16 protein-coding genes and 2 riboswitches are annotated in these 18,635 nt (G+C 57.8%); of the genes, 8 read left to right on the top strand and 8 right to left on the bottom strand.

Features of this window, described 5'->3' with window-relative positions; all coding sequences use genetic code 11:
- Nucleotides 1-9 precede the first annotated feature (9 nt).
- From gcvPB to gcvT, 3 genes are read right to left on the bottom strand one after another with little or no spacing between them, the layout of a single operon-like run.
- Complete coding sequence (gcvPB, locus tag MJ257_RS22740) at nucleotides 10-1,536, bottom strand: aminomethyl-transferring glycine dehydrogenase subunit GcvPB (RefSeq protein ID WP_240271395.1); 1,527 nt, start codon at nucleotides 1,534-1,536, stop codon at nucleotides 10-12.
- Nucleotides 1,524-2,888, bottom strand: a complete 1,365-nt coding sequence (gene gcvPA, locus MJ257_RS22735; protein WP_240271394.1) for an aminomethyl-transferring glycine dehydrogenase subunit GcvPA — start codon at nucleotides 2,886-2,888, stop codon at nucleotides 1,524-1,526. Before gcvPA ends, gcvPB begins: the two co-directional genes overlap by 13 nt.
- Nucleotides 2,889-2,907: 19 nt before the next feature.
- Nucleotides 2,908-4,041 (bottom strand): glycine cleavage system aminomethyltransferase GcvT, encoded by a 1,134-nt coding sequence (gene gcvT / locus MJ257_RS22730; protein WP_240271396.1) that lies wholly within the window; start codon nucleotides 4,039-4,041, stop codon nucleotides 2,908-2,910.
- 89 nt (nucleotides 4,042-4,130) lie between these two features.
- A riboswitch (glycine riboswitch) is annotated at nucleotides 4,131-4,264 on the bottom strand.
- 166 nt (nucleotides 4,265-4,430) lie between these two features.
- Nucleotides 4,431-4,530: riboswitch (glycine riboswitch) on the bottom strand.
- A gap of 247 nt (nucleotides 4,531-4,777) precedes the next feature.
- On the opposite strand from gcvT, the gene gcvH reads away from it, so the two are divergent.
- A complete protein-coding gene (gene gcvH / locus MJ257_RS22725; protein WP_178022612.1) occupies nucleotides 4,778-5,173 on the top strand; it encodes a glycine cleavage system protein GcvH in 396 nt (131 codons plus the stop codon).
- A 98-nt stretch (nucleotides 5,174-5,271) separates the two neighbouring features.
- Here gcvH and mtnB read toward each other — a convergent pair whose 3' ends face one another.
- The 4 genes from mtnB to proB all read right to left on the bottom strand — a co-directional run bounded on the left by mtnB (nucleotide 5,272) and on the right by proB (nucleotide 9,324).
- Nucleotides 5,272-5,949 (bottom strand): methylthioribulose 1-phosphate dehydratase, encoded by a 678-nt coding sequence (gene mtnB, locus MJ257_RS22720; protein WP_240271393.1) that lies wholly within the window; start codon nucleotides 5,947-5,949, stop codon nucleotides 5,272-5,274.
- A 70-nt stretch (nucleotides 5,950-6,019) separates the two neighbouring features.
- Entirely contained in the window at nucleotides 6,020-6,880 is an 861-nt protein-coding gene (gene proC, locus MJ257_RS22715) for a pyrroline-5-carboxylate reductase (RefSeq protein WP_240271392.1), read from the bottom strand.
- A gap of 50 nt (nucleotides 6,881-6,930) precedes the next feature.
- Nucleotides 6,931-8,178: a glutamate-5-semialdehyde dehydrogenase gene (locus MJ257_RS22710; protein WP_240271391.1), complete on the bottom strand. Its 1,248-nt coding sequence runs from the start codon at nucleotides 8,176-8,178 to the stop codon at nucleotides 6,931-6,933.
- Nucleotides 8,179-8,217: 39 nt separating this feature from the next.
- On the bottom strand, nucleotides 8,218-9,324 hold the full coding sequence (gene proB / locus MJ257_RS22705) for a glutamate 5-kinase (RefSeq protein WP_178022608.1): 1,107 nt from the start codon (nucleotides 9,322-9,324) through the stop codon (nucleotides 8,218-8,220).
- A 462-nt stretch (nucleotides 9,325-9,786) separates the two neighbouring features.
- Here proB and MJ257_RS22700 point away from each other — a divergent pair, with 462 nt between their 5' ends.
- Nucleotides 9,787-10,617, top strand: coding sequence for a carbon-nitrogen family hydrolase (locus MJ257_RS22700; RefSeq protein ID WP_178022607.1), 831 nt, complete (start codon nucleotides 9,787-9,789; stop codon nucleotides 10,615-10,617).
- On the opposite strand, the gene MJ257_RS22695 is transcribed toward MJ257_RS22700, so the two are convergent.
- A complete protein-coding gene (locus MJ257_RS22695; protein ID WP_178022606.1) occupies nucleotides 10,605-11,528 on the bottom strand; it encodes a LysR family transcriptional regulator in 924 nt (307 codons plus the stop codon). The two genes, MJ257_RS22700 and MJ257_RS22695, sit on opposite strands and share 13 nt — an antisense overlap.
- Before the next feature lie 125 nt (nucleotides 11,529-11,653).
- On the opposite strand from MJ257_RS22695, the gene lepB reads away from it, so the two are divergent.
- The 6 genes from lepB (at nucleotide 11,654) to MJ257_RS22665 (ending at nucleotide 17,945) form a co-directional block, all read left to right on the top strand.
- Complete coding sequence (lepB, locus tag MJ257_RS22690) at nucleotides 11,654-12,214, top strand: signal peptidase I (protein WP_240271390.1); 561 nt, start codon at nucleotides 11,654-11,656, stop codon at nucleotides 12,212-12,214.
- Nucleotides 12,215-12,380: 166 nt separating this feature from the next.
- Entirely contained in the window at nucleotides 12,381-13,313 is a 933-nt protein-coding gene (locus MJ257_RS22685; protein ID WP_240271389.1) for an AEC family transporter, read from the top strand.
- 182 nt (nucleotides 13,314-13,495) lie between these two features.
- Complete coding sequence (leuC, locus tag MJ257_RS22680) at nucleotides 13,496-14,920, top strand: 3-isopropylmalate dehydratase large subunit (RefSeq protein WP_240271388.1); 1,425 nt, start codon at nucleotides 13,496-13,498, stop codon at nucleotides 14,918-14,920.
- A 25-nt stretch (nucleotides 14,921-14,945) separates the two neighbouring features.
- Entirely contained in the window at nucleotides 14,946-15,545 is a 600-nt protein-coding gene (gene leuD / locus MJ257_RS22675) for a 3-isopropylmalate dehydratase small subunit (protein ID WP_178022602.1), read from the top strand.
- Between the two features lie 232 nt (nucleotides 15,546-15,777).
- Entirely contained in the window at nucleotides 15,778-17,292 is a 1,515-nt protein-coding gene (locus MJ257_RS22670) for an N-acetylmuramoyl-L-alanine amidase family protein (RefSeq protein WP_240271387.1), read from the top strand.
- Nucleotides 17,293-17,330: 38 nt separating this feature from the next.
- Nucleotides 17,331-17,945 carry a GerMN domain-containing protein gene (locus tag MJ257_RS22665; RefSeq protein WP_178022600.1) on the top strand — a complete coding sequence of 205 codons (615 nt, stop codon included), beginning with the start codon at nucleotides 17,331-17,333 and terminating at the stop codon, nucleotides 17,943-17,945.
- Nucleotides 17,946-18,635: the final 690 nt, after the last annotated feature.

Below are 18,635 nucleotides of genomic sequence, written 5' to 3'. Positions count from 1 at the left end.
TGATCGGGCTTACCCGCAAGCACAGTTCAGCACCGGCTTCCGGGCGGCGCCGGTTTCGTCCAGGCGCGTAACCGGGGTGGTGTGCGGGGCGCTCTGCAGCAAATCCGGGTTCGTCTCGGCTTCCTTGGCAATGGCGATCATGACGTCGATAAAGCCGTCCAGCGTTTCCTTGCTTTCGGTTTCCGTCGGCTCGATCATCAGGCATTCTTCTACGTTCAGCGGGAAGTAAATGGTTGGCGGATGATAGCCGAAGTCCAGCAGCCGCTTGGCGACGTCCAGCGTGCGGATGCCGTATTTCGCCAGACCGCTGCCCGACATGACGAATTCGTGTTTGCACGGTTGATCCGGATAGGGCAAGTCGTAGTAGGGTGCCAAGCGCTTCATCATATAGTTGGCGTTCAGCACGGCGTTCTCCGATACTTGGCGGAGTCCTTCCGGGCCGAGACTGCGGATGTACGCATAAGCGCGGACAAGGATTCCGAAGTTGCCGTAAAAAGCTTTCACCCGGCCGATCGAGTTAACCGATCCGCAATTGGCGCCGCCAGCCGGATCGCCAGCAGCTCCTTCGGAACGCGCGCCTTGGATGGCGTACCGGCCGGTTTCGCTCTTAACGATTCTCGGCTCGGGCAGAAACGGAACCAGCCGCTGCTTCACGCCGACCGGGCCGGCACCGGGGCCGCCGCCGCCGTGCGGCGTGCTCATCGTTTTGTGCAGGTTGAGGTGCACGACGTCAAAACCCATGTCGCCGGGGCGGGCGATCCCCATGATCGCGTTGGAATTCGCGCCATCATAATACAGCAGGCCGCCGGCTTCGTGCACGATGTCGGCGATCTCCAGGATTTGTTCCTCGAACAAGCCCAGCGTGTTCGGGTTGGTGAGCATCAGCGCAGCCGTGTCTTCCCCGACGGCGGCGCGCAGCGCGTCCAGGTCCACCATGCCCCGGGCGGTGGACGGGATGGTCACCGTCTCGAAACCCGCGACCGAGGCGCTGGCTGGGTTCGTGCCATGCGAAGAGTCCGGCACGATCACCTTGGTGCGCTTCTCGCCGCGGCTTTCGTGGTAAGCGCGGATCATCATCAAGCCGGTCCATTCGCCATGGGCCCCGGCGGCCGGCTGCAGCGTCACCTCGTCCATGCCGGTGAGTCCGGCCAAATCCTGCTGCAGGCGGTACATCAGTTCCAAAGCCCCTTGCACGCTTTCCTCCGGCTGATAGGGATGGATTTTCGCCAGACCGGGGTAACGCGCCACGTCCTCGTTGACCTTCGGATTGTATTTCATCGTACAGGAGCCGAGCGGATAAAATCCGTTATCCACCCCGAAGTTCCGGCGGGACAACGCGGTGTAATGGCGAATCACGTCCACCTCGTACACTTCGGGAAATGCCAAGCCTTCGCTCCGCAGCATGCCCTGCGGCACCAGTTCTTCTTTCGGGATGGCCGGGACGTCGCATTCCGGCAAGGAATAGCCGACCCGTCCGGGACGGCTGCGCTCAAAAATCAACAATTCATCGGGCTTCGTCTCTTTTATTTCGAGCATATCGATTCCTCCAGTACGCGGGCGAATTGGTCGATTTCCGCTTTGCTGCGCTTCTCCGTTACGGCGATCAACAGATGGCCGTTCAGCTCGGGGTAGCTGCGGCCAAGGTCGTACCCGCCGATGAAGCCGGCAGCGAGTAAGTCCTGTTGCAGCCGGATATGATCGGTCCCCTCAGGCAGCCGCAGCACGAACTCGTTGAAGAAGGACGACTCAAAGGCGGCGCTTACGCCAGGGATGGCGGTCAACGTCTTTTGGGCATAATGGCTTTTCTGCAAATTCAGCTCCGCCACCTCGGCCATCCCATGCTTACCCATTACGGATAAGTAAACGGAGGCGGCCAGGGCAAGCAGCGCCTGGTTGGAGCAAATGTTCGAGGTCGCTTTCTCGCGGCGGATATGCTGCTCACGCGCTTGCAACGTCAGGACGAATCCCCGCTTGCCGTTCTTGTCGGTCGTCTGCCCGACAATCCGGCCGGGCATCCGGCGCATATGCGCTTCCGATACGGCGAAGAAACCGCAAGTCGGTCCGCCGAAGGAAGGGGCTAACCCAAGCGGCTGGGCATCGCCGACGACGATGTCGGCACCGAGCTTGCCCGGCGCTTCCAGCAGGCCAAGTGCCAACGGGTTGCTGCTGACGACCAGCAAGCTCCCGTGCTTATGGGCCAATTCGCCGATGGCGCTGAGATCCTCCAGGGAACCGAAGAAGTTCGGGTTCTGGATCAACACGGCAGCGGTGTCCTTCGTGATGGCCGCGGCGAGCGCTTCGCGATCGGTTACTCCTTGCGCCCAGCCGACCTCGACAATCTCAAGGTTCAGGCCGTGGGCGTAGGTGGCGAGCACCTCGCGGGCTTCCGGATGGACGGCGCGGGAGACGACCAACTGCTTGCGTTTGGTGGCGGCTGCGGCCAGGTTGCCAGCCTCGGCTAAGGCGGTGGCTCCGTCGTACATGCTGGCATTGGCGACCTTGAGGCCGGTCAGCTCGCAGATGTACGACTGGAATTCGAAAATTGCCTGCAGCTCGCCTTGGCTGATTTCCGGCTGATAGGGAGTGTAGGCCGTATAAAATTCCGAGCGGGATATGACATGCTGAATGACGGAAGGGATGTGATGGTCGTAAAGACCGGCGCCAAGGAAGCTGGCGAATCGGTCAGTGTCGGCGTTGCGCCCGGCCAGTGCGGATAAGTGCCGGGTGAGCGCGTGTTCGTCCAGACGCGGGGATACCGGGAGCTCGCCTTGAAAGCGGATGCCCTCCGGGATGTCGCTGAACAGCTCCTGTACGGAGCCTGCGCCGACGGTCGCCAGCATTTCGGTTTGGTCTTGTTCGGTTAACGGCAGGTAACGGTGTTTTAGCATCGGTTTTCGATATCTCCTTTCACCGCTTGGCGCGGCTTTCGTTTCGGCGATAGAACGGCAGCGGGACGACCTTGGCCTTCAACCGTTTGCCGCGGATGTCGACCTCCACGATCGTGCCGGGTTCGGTATAGCGGCTTGCGAGGATCGCCAACCCGAGGTTCTTTTTCAAAGTCGGCGACTGCGTACCGGTCGTCACTTCCCCGATCGGTTCTTCCGAACCTTCGGCAAACACCGGATAATGCGTTCGAGGGATCCCGCGATCGATCATTTCGAGGCCGACCAATCGGCGCGGTATGCCATCCTTCCGCTGCTGGACCAGCGCATCGCGGCCGATGAAATCGCTTTGCTCCAGCTTTACGAACCGGTTCAAGCCCGCTTCAAGCGGGGTGATATCCGGTCCCAGCTCCTGCCCGTATAACGGCAGGCAGGCTTCGAAACGCAGCGTATCCCTGGCGCCAAGCCCGGCAGGAAGCAGTCCAAGGGGGGCTCCGGCGTCCATCAACACATCCCAAAGCGCTTCCGCATGTTCCGCTGCCACATACAACTCGAAGCCGTCTTCGCCCGTATACCCGGTTCGCGACAGCAGTACCGGAATGCCGGCGACCCGCGCGTCCCGGATAAACGTGAACGGGCGCAAGGCTCCGGGATCCTGCCCTTCGCAAAGCGGGGAGAGGAGGGAAGAGGCAAGCGGTCCTTGCACGGCGAGCAAGGCCGTCTCATCGGAGGCGTTTCGCATTGCTACGCCTTCGGCGGGAAGGTGCTGCAGCAGCCACTCCCAATCTTTTTCGATATTCGAGGCGTTCACCACCAGCATGTATTTCTCCTCATCCAGCTTATAGATCAACAGATCGTCCACCACGCCGCCATCGGGATAACACAGCAAGGTGTATTGGGCTTTGCCCGGCTCGAGCAGGGTTGCGTCGTTGGTCGTCATGCGCTGCAAAAAGCGTTCCGCCTCAGGTCCCTCCACGAAAAATTCGCCCATATGCGAGACGTCAAACAATCCGGCGCGCTCGCGCACGGCTTCATGCTCTTTTTGGATGCCGCTGAACTGCACCGGCAGTTCCCAACCGCCGAAATCGATGCAGCGGACCCCCTCATAACGCGCATACCCGGAGTAGAGCGGCGTGCGCCGCAAAGCGGATTCGGACATTACCATCACCTCGAAAGGGCCGGATCGGCCGATTTTGGGAAAACCAAAAAGGACAGGCCAAAGAAATCCCGTCAGCTTACCTGACGGTTCTTCCTGGCTCTGTCCCTTGTACCTGAGAGTTACCCCGCCCAAACGCCGAAGCTTGCGCAGGTTTCCCCTTGGGTGATTCGCGTGAGGCAATTTAGATAAAGGTTCAAAAAGTAAGGTTTCCAGCACCAAGAAGGTTGGATGAAGCTAGGGACTGAGTAGCGCAGCGTAGCTGGAAGCTACGTGAGCAACGGAAGGCACGGCTGAATTCAAGATTCGATGCCGACTCGCCCTGTATGAACAGCTTCGTGATGGGAAGATGACTTTTTGAACTACCTCTACGTGAATGCTCTCCAGAGTTGCGTCCGGCAGAGGTCCTTTTGCCTGAGAGATTCACCGCATGGCGGCTTGCTCCTTCGGCGTTACAATACGACGTATCGTAATCTCTCCCCCTGCCTTCAACCGCAGCTTACACATCTCATTAATACTCAAAATCAATCTCAATGTCAATAAAGTTATCATAATAATTTTAATATATTTCGTTAATTGGGAAAGGTTACGCTTACATTTTGCTAGACTCTATCAAATGTGTTAATAATATTGACATGGGAGCTAGGTTTGGAATAATCTGAACGAAGAAACACCAGGATCGAGAATCGGCAAGGTGGGATCGGTTTGATAGATCATCCGGAAAGAGGAGGAGCTTGTCTTGGCCAGTGAGATCAGGGAAAACGTGTGGTACAGCGATGAGCATGAGTGGGTGCTTGATTTGGGGGATGGGACGGTAAAAATCGGCATTTCCGACGTGGCCCAGCATCGGTTGGGCGATATCGTGTTCGTGGAGCTGCCCGATCCCGGGCAGGAAATCGAAGCGCAGGACGGCATCGGCACGATCGAATCCGTCAAGACGGTCGCGGATTTGTTTACGCCGGTCAGCGGTACCGTGCTGGCGGTAAACGGGGAGCTGGACACCGCGCCGGAGCTCGTGAACGAAGAGCCTTACGACGGAGGTTGGATGGTGCACATTCGGCTGAAGGAGGATCCGAACCTTGCGTTGGCGAATTTGATGGACGCCAAGGCGTATGCGGAATTTATTGAACGGTAATTTAGTTCTCCAGCAAAAAAAGACTCGCGGCCAGCGATAAACGAAGGAAGCCGATCCTCGACCGGCCTAGCCCGCTTATCGCCTGCCGCGAGTTGTTGTTATTCGCCATTGCGCCTCTTGGGGGGCAACAACAGCGAACGGTACAGCGCCTCAAACATAAACTCCAACGCTTCCAGATGGCGTTTGGCCTCCTTCATGCTAGAGCCCCAGGCATAGATCCCGTGGTTTTGCAGCAAAAACGCAGGAACACGCGTGCCCAACCCGCCCGGGATTCGTTTGAGAAGTCCGGAAAGCTCCGCAGGGTTCGGAAGAACCGGCACTCGAACTTCTTCTTGCGTCTCCCAGATTTCCAAGCTTTTGAGCAGCTCGTTACCTTTGAGAGGGACTCCGCCGTCCGCGCCGAAATATTCGCTGAGGACATTGTTAAACGCCGTATGTACGTGAACGATCGCGCCGCAGCCGGTCATCCGGTAGATTCTCGCGTGAATCGTCACGTCGGCGCACGGCCTCAGCCGCGTTGGCTCGAAAGGCTCGCCGGCAGCATCGACGAACAGAACGCCTGCCGCAGGGGAAGATTCCAAGGCTAACTCCGACGCGTGCATCTCGTCGGACGTCACGGCAAACGCAAACCGGTCCGGCGCGTAAGTACCGACCCGTACGGACAAGCTTCCGCTGGAGGCGGGAAGCCAACCGCGGGCCGCGAATTCCTCCCGCACGCGGTGGATGGTGCCCAGCGCCGCTTGTTTATCCTCCCATGGGATATCGACATAATTCATGCTGCCGTCCCCCCTTTCATGCTAACCTCAAACGCGGACCTTGCCTTCGGCACACGGCGAAGATTCGTTATTACAGCAGCGCCTGCTTTACGGCCTCGCCCATTTCTTTCGAACGTTCGGCGGCCCGATGGACCGCAGCCCGCACGTTCGGCTGGAAGCTGCCGGCTTCGAGCACGCCGATCGCCGCTTGCGTCGAACCGTTCGGCGAGGTGATGTCCGCGCGCAGCTTGGTCGGCGCTTCGCCGGTTTCCGCCATCATCAAGGCGGCGCCCAGCACCGTTTGCACGGTGAGCTCGCGGGATTGCTCCGCCGTCAAGCCGCCTTCGATGCCCGCTTCGATCATCGCTTCCATCAGATAATAAACATATGCGGGTCCGCTCCCGGATACGCCCGTCAATATTTCCATTTGTTCTTCGGGGATGATGCTAACCGTCCCGACGGCTTCGAACATTGACAGCACCTGGGCGCGTTGCTCCTCGGTCGCTTCCGGGGAGAAGGAGATCCCGGTGGCGCCTTGTCCAATGGAGCAGGAGGTGTTCGGCATCGTGCGGGCAACGGCCGCGCTCGTCCCAAGCAAGGCTTGGATCGTGGCGATGGATAAGCCGGCGATCAGGGAGACGATCAGTTGGCCCTCGCGCAGCAAGGGGCCAAGACCGGCCAAGGCTTCGCCGGCGTCTTTGGGTTTCATCGCCAGCACGATGATCGACGCATCCCGCAGATATACCCGTTTTGCGTCGTCTTCGGCCGCCGTTTGGACCTGGTAGGTTTGCGTCAAATAGTCGAGCCGTTCCCGGTTCGAGCGGTTCAGCATGACAATTTGGCCCGCGCCAGCAACTTGCTTATGGAGCAAACCGCGCACGATGGCTTCGGCCATCGACCCCGCTCCGTAGAAACAGATGGTGGAGGCGGCCAATGTAGGGTTTGTTTTCATAGAGAATGACCTCCTGTAGTAATCGTGGGGAAAGAGGGAGCACCGGCCCGTTACTGCCGGATTTGCCCACTCCCCTGGATGATATATTTGCTCGATGTCAGCGCAGCCAACCCCATGGGTCCCCGGGCATGCAGCTTCTGGGTGCTGATGCCGATCTCCGCGCCGAACCCGAACTCATAGCCGTCGGTAAAGCGGGTGGAGGCGTTATGGTATACGGCGGCTGCATCCACTTCCTGCTGGAACCGCTCGGCGTTGGCGCCGTCTTGGGTGACGATGCATTCGGAGTGCTTCGTGCCGAAGCGGGCGATGTGTGCCATGGCTTCATCGAGATTGCGAACGACTTTGACATTCAGAATATAATCGTTGTATTCCGTAGCATAATCCTCATCCGTCGCCGGCACGGCCCAAGGGATCAACCCTCTGGCGGACTCGCAGCCCCGCAGCTCGACGCCGGCGTCCTTGAATCGGTTGGCCAGTTCCGCCAGGTGGCGCTCGGCAAAATCCTCATGCACCAGCAGCGTTTCCATCGAGTTGCAGACCGAAGGGCGCTGTACTTTGGCATTCAACGCGATCTTCGTCGCCATCGTTGGATCGGCCGTGGCGTCCAAATACGTATGGCAGATGCCGGCCCCCGTTTCAATGACCGGTACCGTGGCGTTTTGCACGACCGTTTGAATCAGCGAGCTGCCGCCGCGCGGGATCACGACGTCGAGCAGTCCGTTCAGCTTCAGCATTTCGTCGACGGAGGAACGATTCGGATCCTCGATCAGCTGTACGGCATCAACCGGAACTTGAGTTCCTGCGAGCGCGCCGTGGATGATTTCCACGATTTTGCGGTTGGAGGACAAAGCGGAGGACCCGCCGCGGAGCACAACGGCGTTGCCCGTTTTCAGGCATAACCCCATCGCGTCAACCGTGACGTTGGGCCGCGCTTCATAGACGATCCCGATAACCCCAAGCGGGACGCGGCGTTTGACGATATGCAGCCCGTTCGGGCGGTCGATCGTCTCCAGCACGTCCCCAACTGGATCCGGAAGCTCGGCAATTTGCCGCAGCCCTTCGGCGATGCTTTCAATCCGTTCCGGGGTTAAAGCCAGGCGATCCAGCATGGAGGAAGACGTCCCGTTGTCTCGTCCCCGCTGCAGGTCCTCCTCATTCGCGGCGAGAATGGCGTCGCTGCCGCGAACCAGCGCTTCGGCCGCTGCCAGCAGCGCTTCGTTTTTTTGCGCCGTCGTCAAACGGTTCAGTACGGAAACGGCGCTGCCGGCCCGTTCGGCTTTTTGTCTCACTTCACTCATAGGTATGCCTCCTTGGTATCTGATTTGGGGTGGCGAGTTTTAGGCTTTCAGCGAAATCCATTCGTCCCGGTGGATGACCTCCAGGCGATGGACGCTGTCCATTTTTTTGACGACCTCGGTGCTGGGGAGTCCCAAGATGCCGTGGAGCTGCTCCGCGTCATAATTGACGATGCCGCGTCCCAGTACCTCGCCGTCGGCGCTGACGACCTCAACGACGTCGCCGGTATGGAAATGCCCGCTGGCGGCTTTGACGCCAACGGGAAGCAGGCTGCGTCCACCGCGGATCAAAGCTTCCTCGGCGCCGGCGTCGACCGTCAGCGTCCCGATCGGGGTAGAGAAAAAGCCCAGCCATTGCTTCTTCCGCGGCAGCGCCGCGCCGTGGGCCTCGAAATAGGTACCGTGTCCATCGCCGCGCAGAGCGGTCAGCAGATCGCCGGGGGAGGCAACCTTTCCGATGAACACGGGTACTCCGCCAATCGAAGCGATTTTCGCGGCGTCGATTTTTGAGCGCATGCCGCCCGTGCCTACGGTAGAACCGGCACCGCCGGCAATCGCATAAATCTCGCCGGTAATTTCCGTTACCCGCCCGATCCGTGTCGCTTTCGGATCCAGGCGCGGATCCTTGGTGTAAAGACCGTCCATATCGGTCAGGATCAGCAGCTGATCGGCGCGGATCAGGTTAGCGACGAGGGCGGACAACGTGTCGTTGTCGCCGAATTTCAATTCATCCAGCGAAACGGTGTCGTTCTCGTTAATGATCGGCAGCACGTTTCGCTTCAGCAGCTCTTCCATCGCCATGCTTGCGTTGCCCGTCCGTTTGCGGTTCTGAAAATCCGACCGGGTCAGCAGCACCTGTGCGGCGGAAACCCCGTGCCGGGCCAGCTCCTCGCGATAGGTTTGCATCAGCAGCGCTTGACCGACGGCGGCCGAGGCTTGTTTCTCATGCAGCAGCTTTGGCCGTTCGGGATAGCCGATTTCGCGGAATCCGGCGGCAACCGCACCGGAGGTTACTAGCAACGGCTGGTACCCGGCTTGTATCAGACCGGCCAGCTCGGTCGCGAAATAGGCGACAGCCTCCCGGTTTAATCCTCCTTCCGACGATGTCAGCGAACTGCTGCCGATTTTGACGACGATGCGTCGCAGCATGGGGATCACTCCTCGAACGATAGATAAAATAAAAAAAACTTCCGCCTTTGCACGCAAAGGACGAAAGTTTGACTTCCGCGGTACCACCTTTATTGATGAGAAGATCTCATCCAACTCGAATGCCCGGTAACAGGGGCGCTGTCCGGCTTGTTCGGCCGGCCGCTCGGGGATAGGGTTCGGAAAGGGCAAGCATGTAAATTCTTTCAGCCGGTGGAATTTACTCTCTTTCGCGCCGCGTTTCTTTCGTACTGGTCCCGTCTTCGCGTTTCTATCATATCCGTCAAGAGTCTGAATTAATGTTAGCATAACACGCGTTTCGCGCCAATGCAAAGGGAAATGCGCCGAGAGGCCGCGTATAGCGGCATACGCCCGCACTCGTCGGCACATCTTGCGTAACCGCAAGGGGGTCGTTATGATGGGACTCAAGAAAGCAAAACGCGAACGAAAGGCGGAGACTAAGCGATGAATCAAGAGTCGAATCAAACGCCTCGCCAAGCGGACCGCTGGAGAGTCGCCTTGATCCAATGCGATATCGCCTTAGGGAAACCCGGGGAGAACCGGGCCAAGCTGGAACTGGCGATGGAACGGGCCGCTGCGGCGGTTGAGAAACCGGATGTCATTCTGCTTCCGGAGCTGTGGAATACGGGGTACGCCTTGACGAAAATCAGAGAAATCGCCGATCCGGAGGGGCGGGAACACCGGGAATGGTTGTCCGCTTTTGCGCGGCGCCATAGGATTCACGTGGTGGGCGGCTCCATCGCCGAAATTCGCGAAGGTCAGGTATATAACTCGATGCCGGTCTTTAATCGAACCGGTGAAGAGGTTGCTGCCTACTCCAAAATCCATCTCTTTCGGTTGATGGAGGAAGAGAAATACTTGCAACCGGGGGAACGGAGCGTGACGTTCGAGCTGGACGGCCTGCAGGCCGGGGCGGCGATCTGTTATGACATCCGCTTCCCGGAGCTGGCCCGCAGCCTGGCCCTGCGGGGCGCCAAGCTGCTGTTCGTGGCGGCGGAATGGCCGCAGCCGCGGCTTAACCATTGGCGCACCCTGCTCGCCGCACGGGCGATCGAAAACCAGATGTACGTGATTGCCTGCAACCGGACGGGGAAGAGCGGCGGCGACGAATTTTTCGGCCATTCCCTGATCCTCGACCCTTGGGGCGAAATCGTGGCCGAAGGCGGCGAAGGGGAGGAAATCGTCACCGGCAGCATCGACCTGACCTTAGTCGATCATGTCCGCCGCCGCATTCCCGTCTTCGCCGATCGGCGGCCGCAGAATTACGAATGGTAAAGCGTTTGGCGATGCTCCATCGTCGCTTTGAACGTCTCGATAAACGCCTCGGCCGCCTTGGACAGATAACGGCCCTTGCGATAGGCGATGACCAGCGTCCGGCTCGGGGCAGGAGCGGCGAGAGGCAAATACGCCGGAATCAGCTCGCTGCGTTTGGCCCGGGCGATAAACCGGGGCACAAGCGTGATCCCCATGCCGGCCGCAACCAGCGACTGGACGGTTTCGATGTTGTTGCTTTCGAAGACGACATTGGGTTCGAATCCGGCGCCCCGGCACAAATCGATGGTCAGCTTGCGGAAGCCCTGGCCTTTTTTGAGCACGATAAACGGTTCATCCTGAAGCTGCGCCAGCTCAACTCCCCGCTCCTGAACCCCGGGGGTTGTCGTTAGCGGATGATTCGGCGGAACCGCTAAATCGATGATTTCCTCGCCGATTGGCACGTAGGAAAGCGAGGGCTCCTGCAATGGCAGGGAAAGTAGGCTGAGATCGGTGCCGCCGCCGGCCGTGAGCTTCTCCAGATTCAGGGACGTGTCTTCCAGCAGGGTCACTTGAATGTCCGGATAGCTCTCCTTAAACGCCGGAAGCACGTAGGGCAGCAGATGGGAACCGGTAATCGGCATACTGCCGACCACAACGCGACCCGCTCTTAGCTGGGAGATGTCATCCATCTCCTGCCGAAGCTGGGCGACGGCATCCATGATCTTTTGCGCGTGGGCGATAAAGCTGGCTCCGGCGTAGGTTAGTTCAACCGTGCTCGTATTGCGCTGAAACAGCTTTACCCCGAGCTCTTGCTCCAGCTTGGACAGCTGCTGGCTTAGCGACGGCTGGGCGATGTGAAGCTTGTCGGCGGCGCGGGAGAAGTTTTTTTCCTCGGCGATTTGCAAGGTGTATTGAAGTTGGCGAAGTTCCATGCGAATTAACCCCTTTGCTTCTTATAAGTAGAACCTATAAGTTCACTATATCATATAGATGTTTGTCTTGGCATATCGCTTGGCCTTATAATAGAAGCAAACATCAAGTGGGTGGAGGTTTTCGCTTGAAACGAAAAAAATGGTGGAAAGAGATCGGCGGATGGGGCTTCTCGATCTTCCTCGGGTTTGTGCTCAGCATGATCATCGGCATTTTTATCATTCAGCCCTATAAAGTAGACGGACATTCGATGGAACCAACCTTAAACGACAATCAACGCATTTACGCCTGGAAGTTTACGCATGTGCTGGAGAAGCTGCCGGCCTACGGCGACATCGTCATTATCGACAGCCGCGTCGATCGGAGCCGCTCGTTCTGGGACGACGTGAAGGAGCACCCGATCATTACCTGGCTGTCCGGGGGAGAAGAGGATGATGTTTTTTACGTCAAACGCGTGATCGGTTTGCCGGGGGATACGATCGAAGTGAAAGACGGGCATGTGTTCCGCAATGGAGAACTGCTGCAAGAGCCGTACATTAAGGAGCAGATGGATGCCGGCGTGGATCAGGTCTGGGAAGTGCCTGAGAATCATGTGTTCGTAATGGGAGATAACCGCAACAACAGCAACGACAGCCGGAGCATCGGGCCGGTGCCGCTCGATCATGTGATGGGGATCGATTCGTTTTAGTTCAGAAAAAATGGAGCAATCCGTACTCCGAGATGTTTCTCGGCCGGGTTGCTCTTTTTTGTTGGGGTATAGGTTTTGTCTATCAACCATATTGATTTCTGGTCTTGGACGATGGCTTCTTCCGGCCGTTAAAATAAGAGGCAATTCAAAGAAGGGGGTTGCCGTCATGCTCCAAACGGTCGCGTCGACGCTGATTGGCGTCATTGTGCCGCTGTCGGTTCCGGTTGCCGCCGGGGCGCTGCTGGCCCGGTTTCGCGCCTGGGACACGAAGCCTTTGCTGTCGTTGTATTTGTATGTGCTTAGTCCAGCCATCATCTATGATACGCTGCGAAATGCTCATATCTCGCTGGATGAGCTGTACAGCACCATCGGCTTCGCCCTCGTAAACCTGCTGCTGATGTGGGGAGTAGCCATAGCGGCGGGGCGCTTGGCCCGCCTGGATTCGGCGGAGAGGGCCGGCTTGACGCTGATCTCCACCTTAACGAATAGCGCCAATTACGGGCTGCCGCTCGTGCTGCTGGCCTTCGGCCAACTGGGCTTGGATAAAGCCTCGGTATACGTCATCACGCAAATGATCCTTGTAAATACGGTAGGAGTCTATTTCGCGGCACGATCCCAGTTTTCCGTCCAAAGCGCGGTGAAGTCCGTGTTTGCTCTGCCGGCGGTGTATGCAGCGGCGCTGGCCGTGTTCCTGAAATGCTTCGGGCTCCACCTGACTGCCGGGCTAGAGCAGGGAATCTCCATGGTAGCGGACGCTTATTCGCCGGTGGTGCTGACGATATTGGGCGCGCAAATGGTGAAGGTAGGCCGCCCGGAGGCGAAGCAGGTGAAGCCTGCGGCCTTCTGGGCAGGCACGGCGATCCGCCTGCTTCTGGCTCCGCTGATCGCCTTCACGGCATTGAAGCTGCTGGGCATCTCCGGCCTGCTGTTTTCCGTCCTGTTCATTCAAGCCTCCATGCCGGTCGCGGTAAATGCCGTTGTGCTGGCTGAGCGGTTTGACGCTGCCCCGGGGCTGGTGTCCAAATGTATCGTCTGGACTACGCTTGCTTCCTTCCTAGCGCTTCCGGCATTGATCGTGATTGTCCAAGCCTTAAGTTAGGGGCGAAGCACAAGTGATCCCGTTCCTCTTATAAGCTAAACCTATTGCGTTTATAGTTATTATATCTTGGAACAATTAACATGATCATGTTATATTGAATTCAACATTCGAGGCCGGAGGGAGCGAGCAACACGCACTTTCGCCTTGAAAACGGTACGAATCCTTGTGTGGGGTGAATGAACATGAGCAGCAAAAAGACCATGTACGAGAAAATTTGGGATAATCACGTCATCTATCAAGAAGAGGGCAAACCAAGCATCCTCTATATCGACCTGCACCTGGTGCACGAGGTGACCTCGCCGCAGGCGTTTGAAGGACTCCGCCTCAGCGGCCGCAAGGTACGCCGTCCGGAATTGACCTTTGCGACAATGGACCATAATGTTCCGACCAAAGACCGCTATAACATTTCCGACCCGATCTCCAAGCAGCAGATTGACACGCTGTCTCAGAACTGCCGCGATTTCGGCGTCACTTTGTATGATTTGGACACGATTGATCAGGGCGTTGTACACGTCATGGGACCAGAGCTGGGACTGACGCATCCGGGCAAAACGATCGTTTGCGGCGACAGCCATACCTCCACGCACGGAGCGTTCGGCGCCCTTGCTTTCGGGATCGGAACGAGTGAGGTCGAGCACGTATTGGCGACCCAATGCCTGCAGCAAGCCAAAGCGAAAACGCTGGAAGTTCGTTTTGTCGGCAAACGCAAACCGGGCGTGACCGCGAAGGACATGATCCTCGGCGTCATCGCGAAGTATGGCACCGACTTCGCAACCGGCTATGTCATCGAATATACGGGCGAAGCGATCCGCGAGCTGTCGATGGAAGAGCGGATGACGGTCTGCAACATGTCGATCGAAGCCGGAGCGAGAGCGGGTTTGATCGCGCCGGACGAAACGACGTTCGACTATTTGCGCGGCCGCGAGCACGTGCCGCAAGGCGCGGCGTTCGAGCAGGCGGTTGCCGAATGGAAGAACCTGGCCTCCGACGAAGGTGCGGTTTACGATCGCGTCGTCGAATTTGACGTCGATTCGCTGATCCCGCAAGTTACCTGGGGAACGAGCCCGGGGATGGGTACGGGGATCGACGGTACGGTACCGAACCCGGCCGACTTTGCAACCGACAATGAACGGAAAGCCGCCGAGAAGGCGCTGGAATACATGGGCTTGACGCCGGGCACGCCGATGACGAACATCGCGATCGATTATGTCTTTATCGGTTCCTGTACAAACGGCCGGATCGAAGACCTGCGCGCCGCGGCGGAAATCGCCAAAGGCTACAAGGTCTCCGACAAAGTCACGGCGATCGTCGTTCCGGGTTCGGGCCGCGTGAAGCTGCAAGCGGAAAAAGAAGGCCTCGACAAGGTGTTCACGGAAGCGGGCTTCGAATGGCGCGATGCGGGTTGCAGCATGTGCTTGGCAATGAATCCCGACGTCCTGCAGCCGGGGCAACGCTGCGCCTCCACCTCCAACCGCAACTTTGAAGGACGGCAAGGGCGCGGCGGCAGAACGCACCTGGTTTCTCCAGCCATGGCGGCTGCGGCGGCGATTAAGGGTCGCTTCGTCGACGTGCGCGAGTGGGAGATCAAAAGCGAAGTCCTGAGCTAATCAAGGGAAAAGGGGAGAATCGACGATGGAAGCATTTGTAAAACATACCGGTGTCGTAGGTCCGGTGGACCGCGTAAACGTGGATACCGATGCAATTATACCTAAACAATTCCTGAAGCGGATCGAGCGTTCCGGTTTTGGACAATTCCTGTTCTATGAATGGCGGTTCGACACGGAAGGGAACGTGAATCCCGATTTCGAGTTGAACAAATCCCGTTACGAAGGCGCGTCCGTGCTCATCTCGCGCGTGAACTTCGGATGCGGCTCTTCGCGGGAGCATGCGCCGTGGGCGATTCTGGATTACGGATTCCGCTGCGTGATCGCGCCCTCCTTTGCGGATATTTTCTATAACAACTGCTTTAAGAACGGCATCCTGCCGATTAAGCTGTCCGAAGAGCAAGTGGAGGAGCTGTTCCAGCGGACGGCGGCCCATGAAGGCTACAAGCTGACGGTGGATCTGGAGCAAAAAACGATCACTGACGAATACGGCCTGAACTTGAGCTTTGATCTGGATGAGCATCGCCGTCAATTTTTGCTGCAAGGCCTGGACGACATCGGCTTGACGCTCCAGCATGAGGATTTGATTGCGGCTTACGAGCAGAAAAAGTTTGCGAATTGGGCTTAAACCGCCTAGAGTTTGATAGAAAGTCCCGGCTGCGGTAGCAGTCGGGGCTTTTTTTGTCATTCTATGAAAATATGAGTCTATCAGACCCGCGCTTTTTCTGATATTATGGAAGTAATTAGCAGCGTTTTGGGAATGTTGGCGTTTACAATGGCCGCTGGGCCGCAAAGCAGGGCACATCCGCCAATGAAGTTCTTGATTCGGCAAAATATGAGGGTGGGGTAGGGATTAACGAATGAAGAAGCTCGGCTTGATGATGTTTATGTTGGTTGGCTTGCTGGTTTTTCCGGGTTTGGCGAAAGACGCCTTCGCGGCCTCATCGGGATCCTCCGGAACGCATATTATTCTCGACGGTCAGGAGCTGCAGCAGCCTGCCGGCGCCCAGGCCGGTATCGTTGGAGGCAACGTGATGGTACCGCTGCGCGTGGTTGCCGAGGGTTTGGGCTACCAAGTCGCCTGGGAGAAGAAGAGCGGGACGATTACCATCTCGCAGGAGGGGACGGAGCTCAAGCTGACGCTCGGCCAAAATACGGCTTCTGCCGGCGGTCAGACGGTCAAGTTGAACAGCGCTCCTTACCTGCAGGGGGATTCGACGCTGGTGCCGCTCCGTTTTGTCGGAGAACAGATGGGCATGCAGGTCAGCTGGGATAACGCGACGAAATCCGCTTATTTAACCAGTCCGGCGGGAGGTTCCGCGGGCGGTGTCGTTCCGGGCACCGGAAGTCAGGCTCCCGACCAGGGAACCCCGATATCCGTTCCGGCAGGGCAGCCGGCGGCGGGGGACGACGATACATACGTACCGGGATCATCGACAGGGAACCAAGCCGAGATCCCAAATGCGTTGATCCAGGGCATTAGCTTTAGCGAAAATCGCTTGATGTTTGCCGTTTCCGGCAGCGTAACGCCTAATGTTTTTAAAATGACCGGTCCCGATCGGATCGTTGTCGATATTCCAAACGCTGATTTTGCGCCGACCTTCGGGGAAGTTCATCCGCTCGACATCAGCCGAAAAGGTCAAATTGCCGTTAGCGATTATCCGGAAGTATCCCAGATCCGTTATTCGTTATTTAGCACGGCACCCTCTACGGTTCGTATCGTGATCGACTTAACCCGGAACGTAGAGTTTACGGTGACCAACCTTGACGATGGCCTTGTGACCGTTGATTTGACAGCAGGCGCCGCCGTTCCGGGCTCGGGCGTGGGAGGTAGCGGACGGCCGGTCGTCGTGATCGACGCGGGCCATGGCGGGAGCCAGCCTGGAGCCATCAGCGTCACCAAGAAACAGGAGAAGGAATTTACCCTGGCGGTAGCGTTAAAAGTCGAGGCATTACTCCGTCAGGAAGCCAATCTGGATGTGGTCTTGACCCGTACGACGGATGTGACGATGTCGCTGCAAGACCGGGTGAAGGTCGCCAACGACCTCGGGGCTTCGGTGTTCGTTTCGATCCATGGAAACAGCATCGATCCTCCAAGCAATCCTAGCGGTTCGGAAACGTACTACACCCGGGAGGAGAGCATTCCGCTCGCCAACGTCATGCACCGGCATTTGGTCGAGGCGACGGGCTTGACGGACCGGGGAGTCCGAAAGAGCAGCTTGCATGTTACCCGGGAAACGAAAATGCCGGCGGTTCTGCTCGAGGTCGGGTACCTCAGCAACAAAAACGACGCAGGCCTGATGTATACCGAGGAATTCCAACAGCGCGTTGCGGAAGGCGTTGCCGCGGGTATTAAAGAATATCTGGGCCTATGACAGACCGTAGGTGCCGAAACGACAAGGGGGCAAGCGGCATGAGAAAAATAGCGATTTTGCTGGCGATGGTCGCCATGCTGGGGGTTGCCGCAGGGTGCGGGAACAAGCCGACGGCTTCGCCGCCGGATAACGGGACGGAGTCGGACGCCGCGCTAAGCAGCGGTGCACAGCAATCCGATTTGCAATCCGGGGAGGTTCAAAAGCCTGATAACGATGCTGCTACAACCGGCGATCCTGACGCCGCAACGCAAGAGACAACAACGGAGAAACTGACCATCCAGCTTTACTTTACCGACAGCGATCTCATGGAGTTGAAGCAAAAGCCGCGCGAGATCGAATATTCGGCGGACCGAAGCAAATACGAAAGCGCCTTTGAGGCGTTGCAGAAAGCGGATGACGGCCTTCTTTCCCTCTGGGAGAAGGTGGTCTTGAACACCGTGAAGTTCGAGGAGACGAGCGGACAATTAAATCTCGATATCAGCCTGCCGGACGAAGCGCGCCTCGGCGCGGGCGGGGAGTCGCTGGCTCTCGAGGCGCTGAAGAATACGATGTTCCAATTTGACGAAGTCAAGCAAATCGAGCTGACATTGGACGGCCAGCAGGTCGAATCGTTGATGGGCCACGTCGACCTGGAACATCCGATGAGTAGGTAGACCATTGTCTAGCCGGGCAACTGAATAGAAGAGCGAGAGAAGGCCGCCATGTGAAATGTTCTTACGATCGCTGTTGCTCGCGGATTTCTTGGTTTTATGAATTCAGAAGTTGTAGAAATCCGCTCGCAAAGGCGACCACTATCGTTTCTTCAGAATCATTTCACCCTCTGGCCTTGAAGCGCTCTTCTTTTGTGATAGGCACCCCCACCGGCTGCTCTCGGTCGCCGTGGGGGTGAGGGAGTAAGCTTGGCAAATCTGTTGGACCCGATTTGCCTAGTAACTAGATAGAAGGGCGCGGGAAGGCCGCCGTGTGAAATGTTCTTACGATCGTTTCTTCAGAATCATTTCACCCTCTGGCCTTGAAGCGCTCTTCTTTTGTGTTAGGCACCCCCGCTGGCATCTCAGCTCGCCGTGGGGGAGGGGGCTGCCCGGTAATCGGCTGAACCTGATTCATCGGGATCATGAACAAAAGAGCGCCGAGTACGGGAAATGTATCGATGGTGGCGGGGATCTATAACGGACCGGTGAGCCGTTAATTCGCCATTTCCCGAGTATTTCCCGATGTAACGGACACCCATGCCGTTATTTAGCCCTGTCCGCAGGAATCGGAGCGAGGTTGAAGCAAATAGGGTCCTCGGGGTCCGTTACAGAATACGTTAGCGGAAGTTGCAGCAATTAACGTCGCCCAGG

Source organism: Paenibacillus timonensis, from assembly GCF_022427145.1.
Lineage (GTDB): Bacteria > Bacillota > Bacilli > Paenibacillales > Paenibacillaceae > Fontibacillus > Fontibacillus timonensis.
The sequence above is the reverse complement of the archived record's forward strand: the minus strand, read 5'-3'. Positions and strand labels throughout refer to the sequence as shown.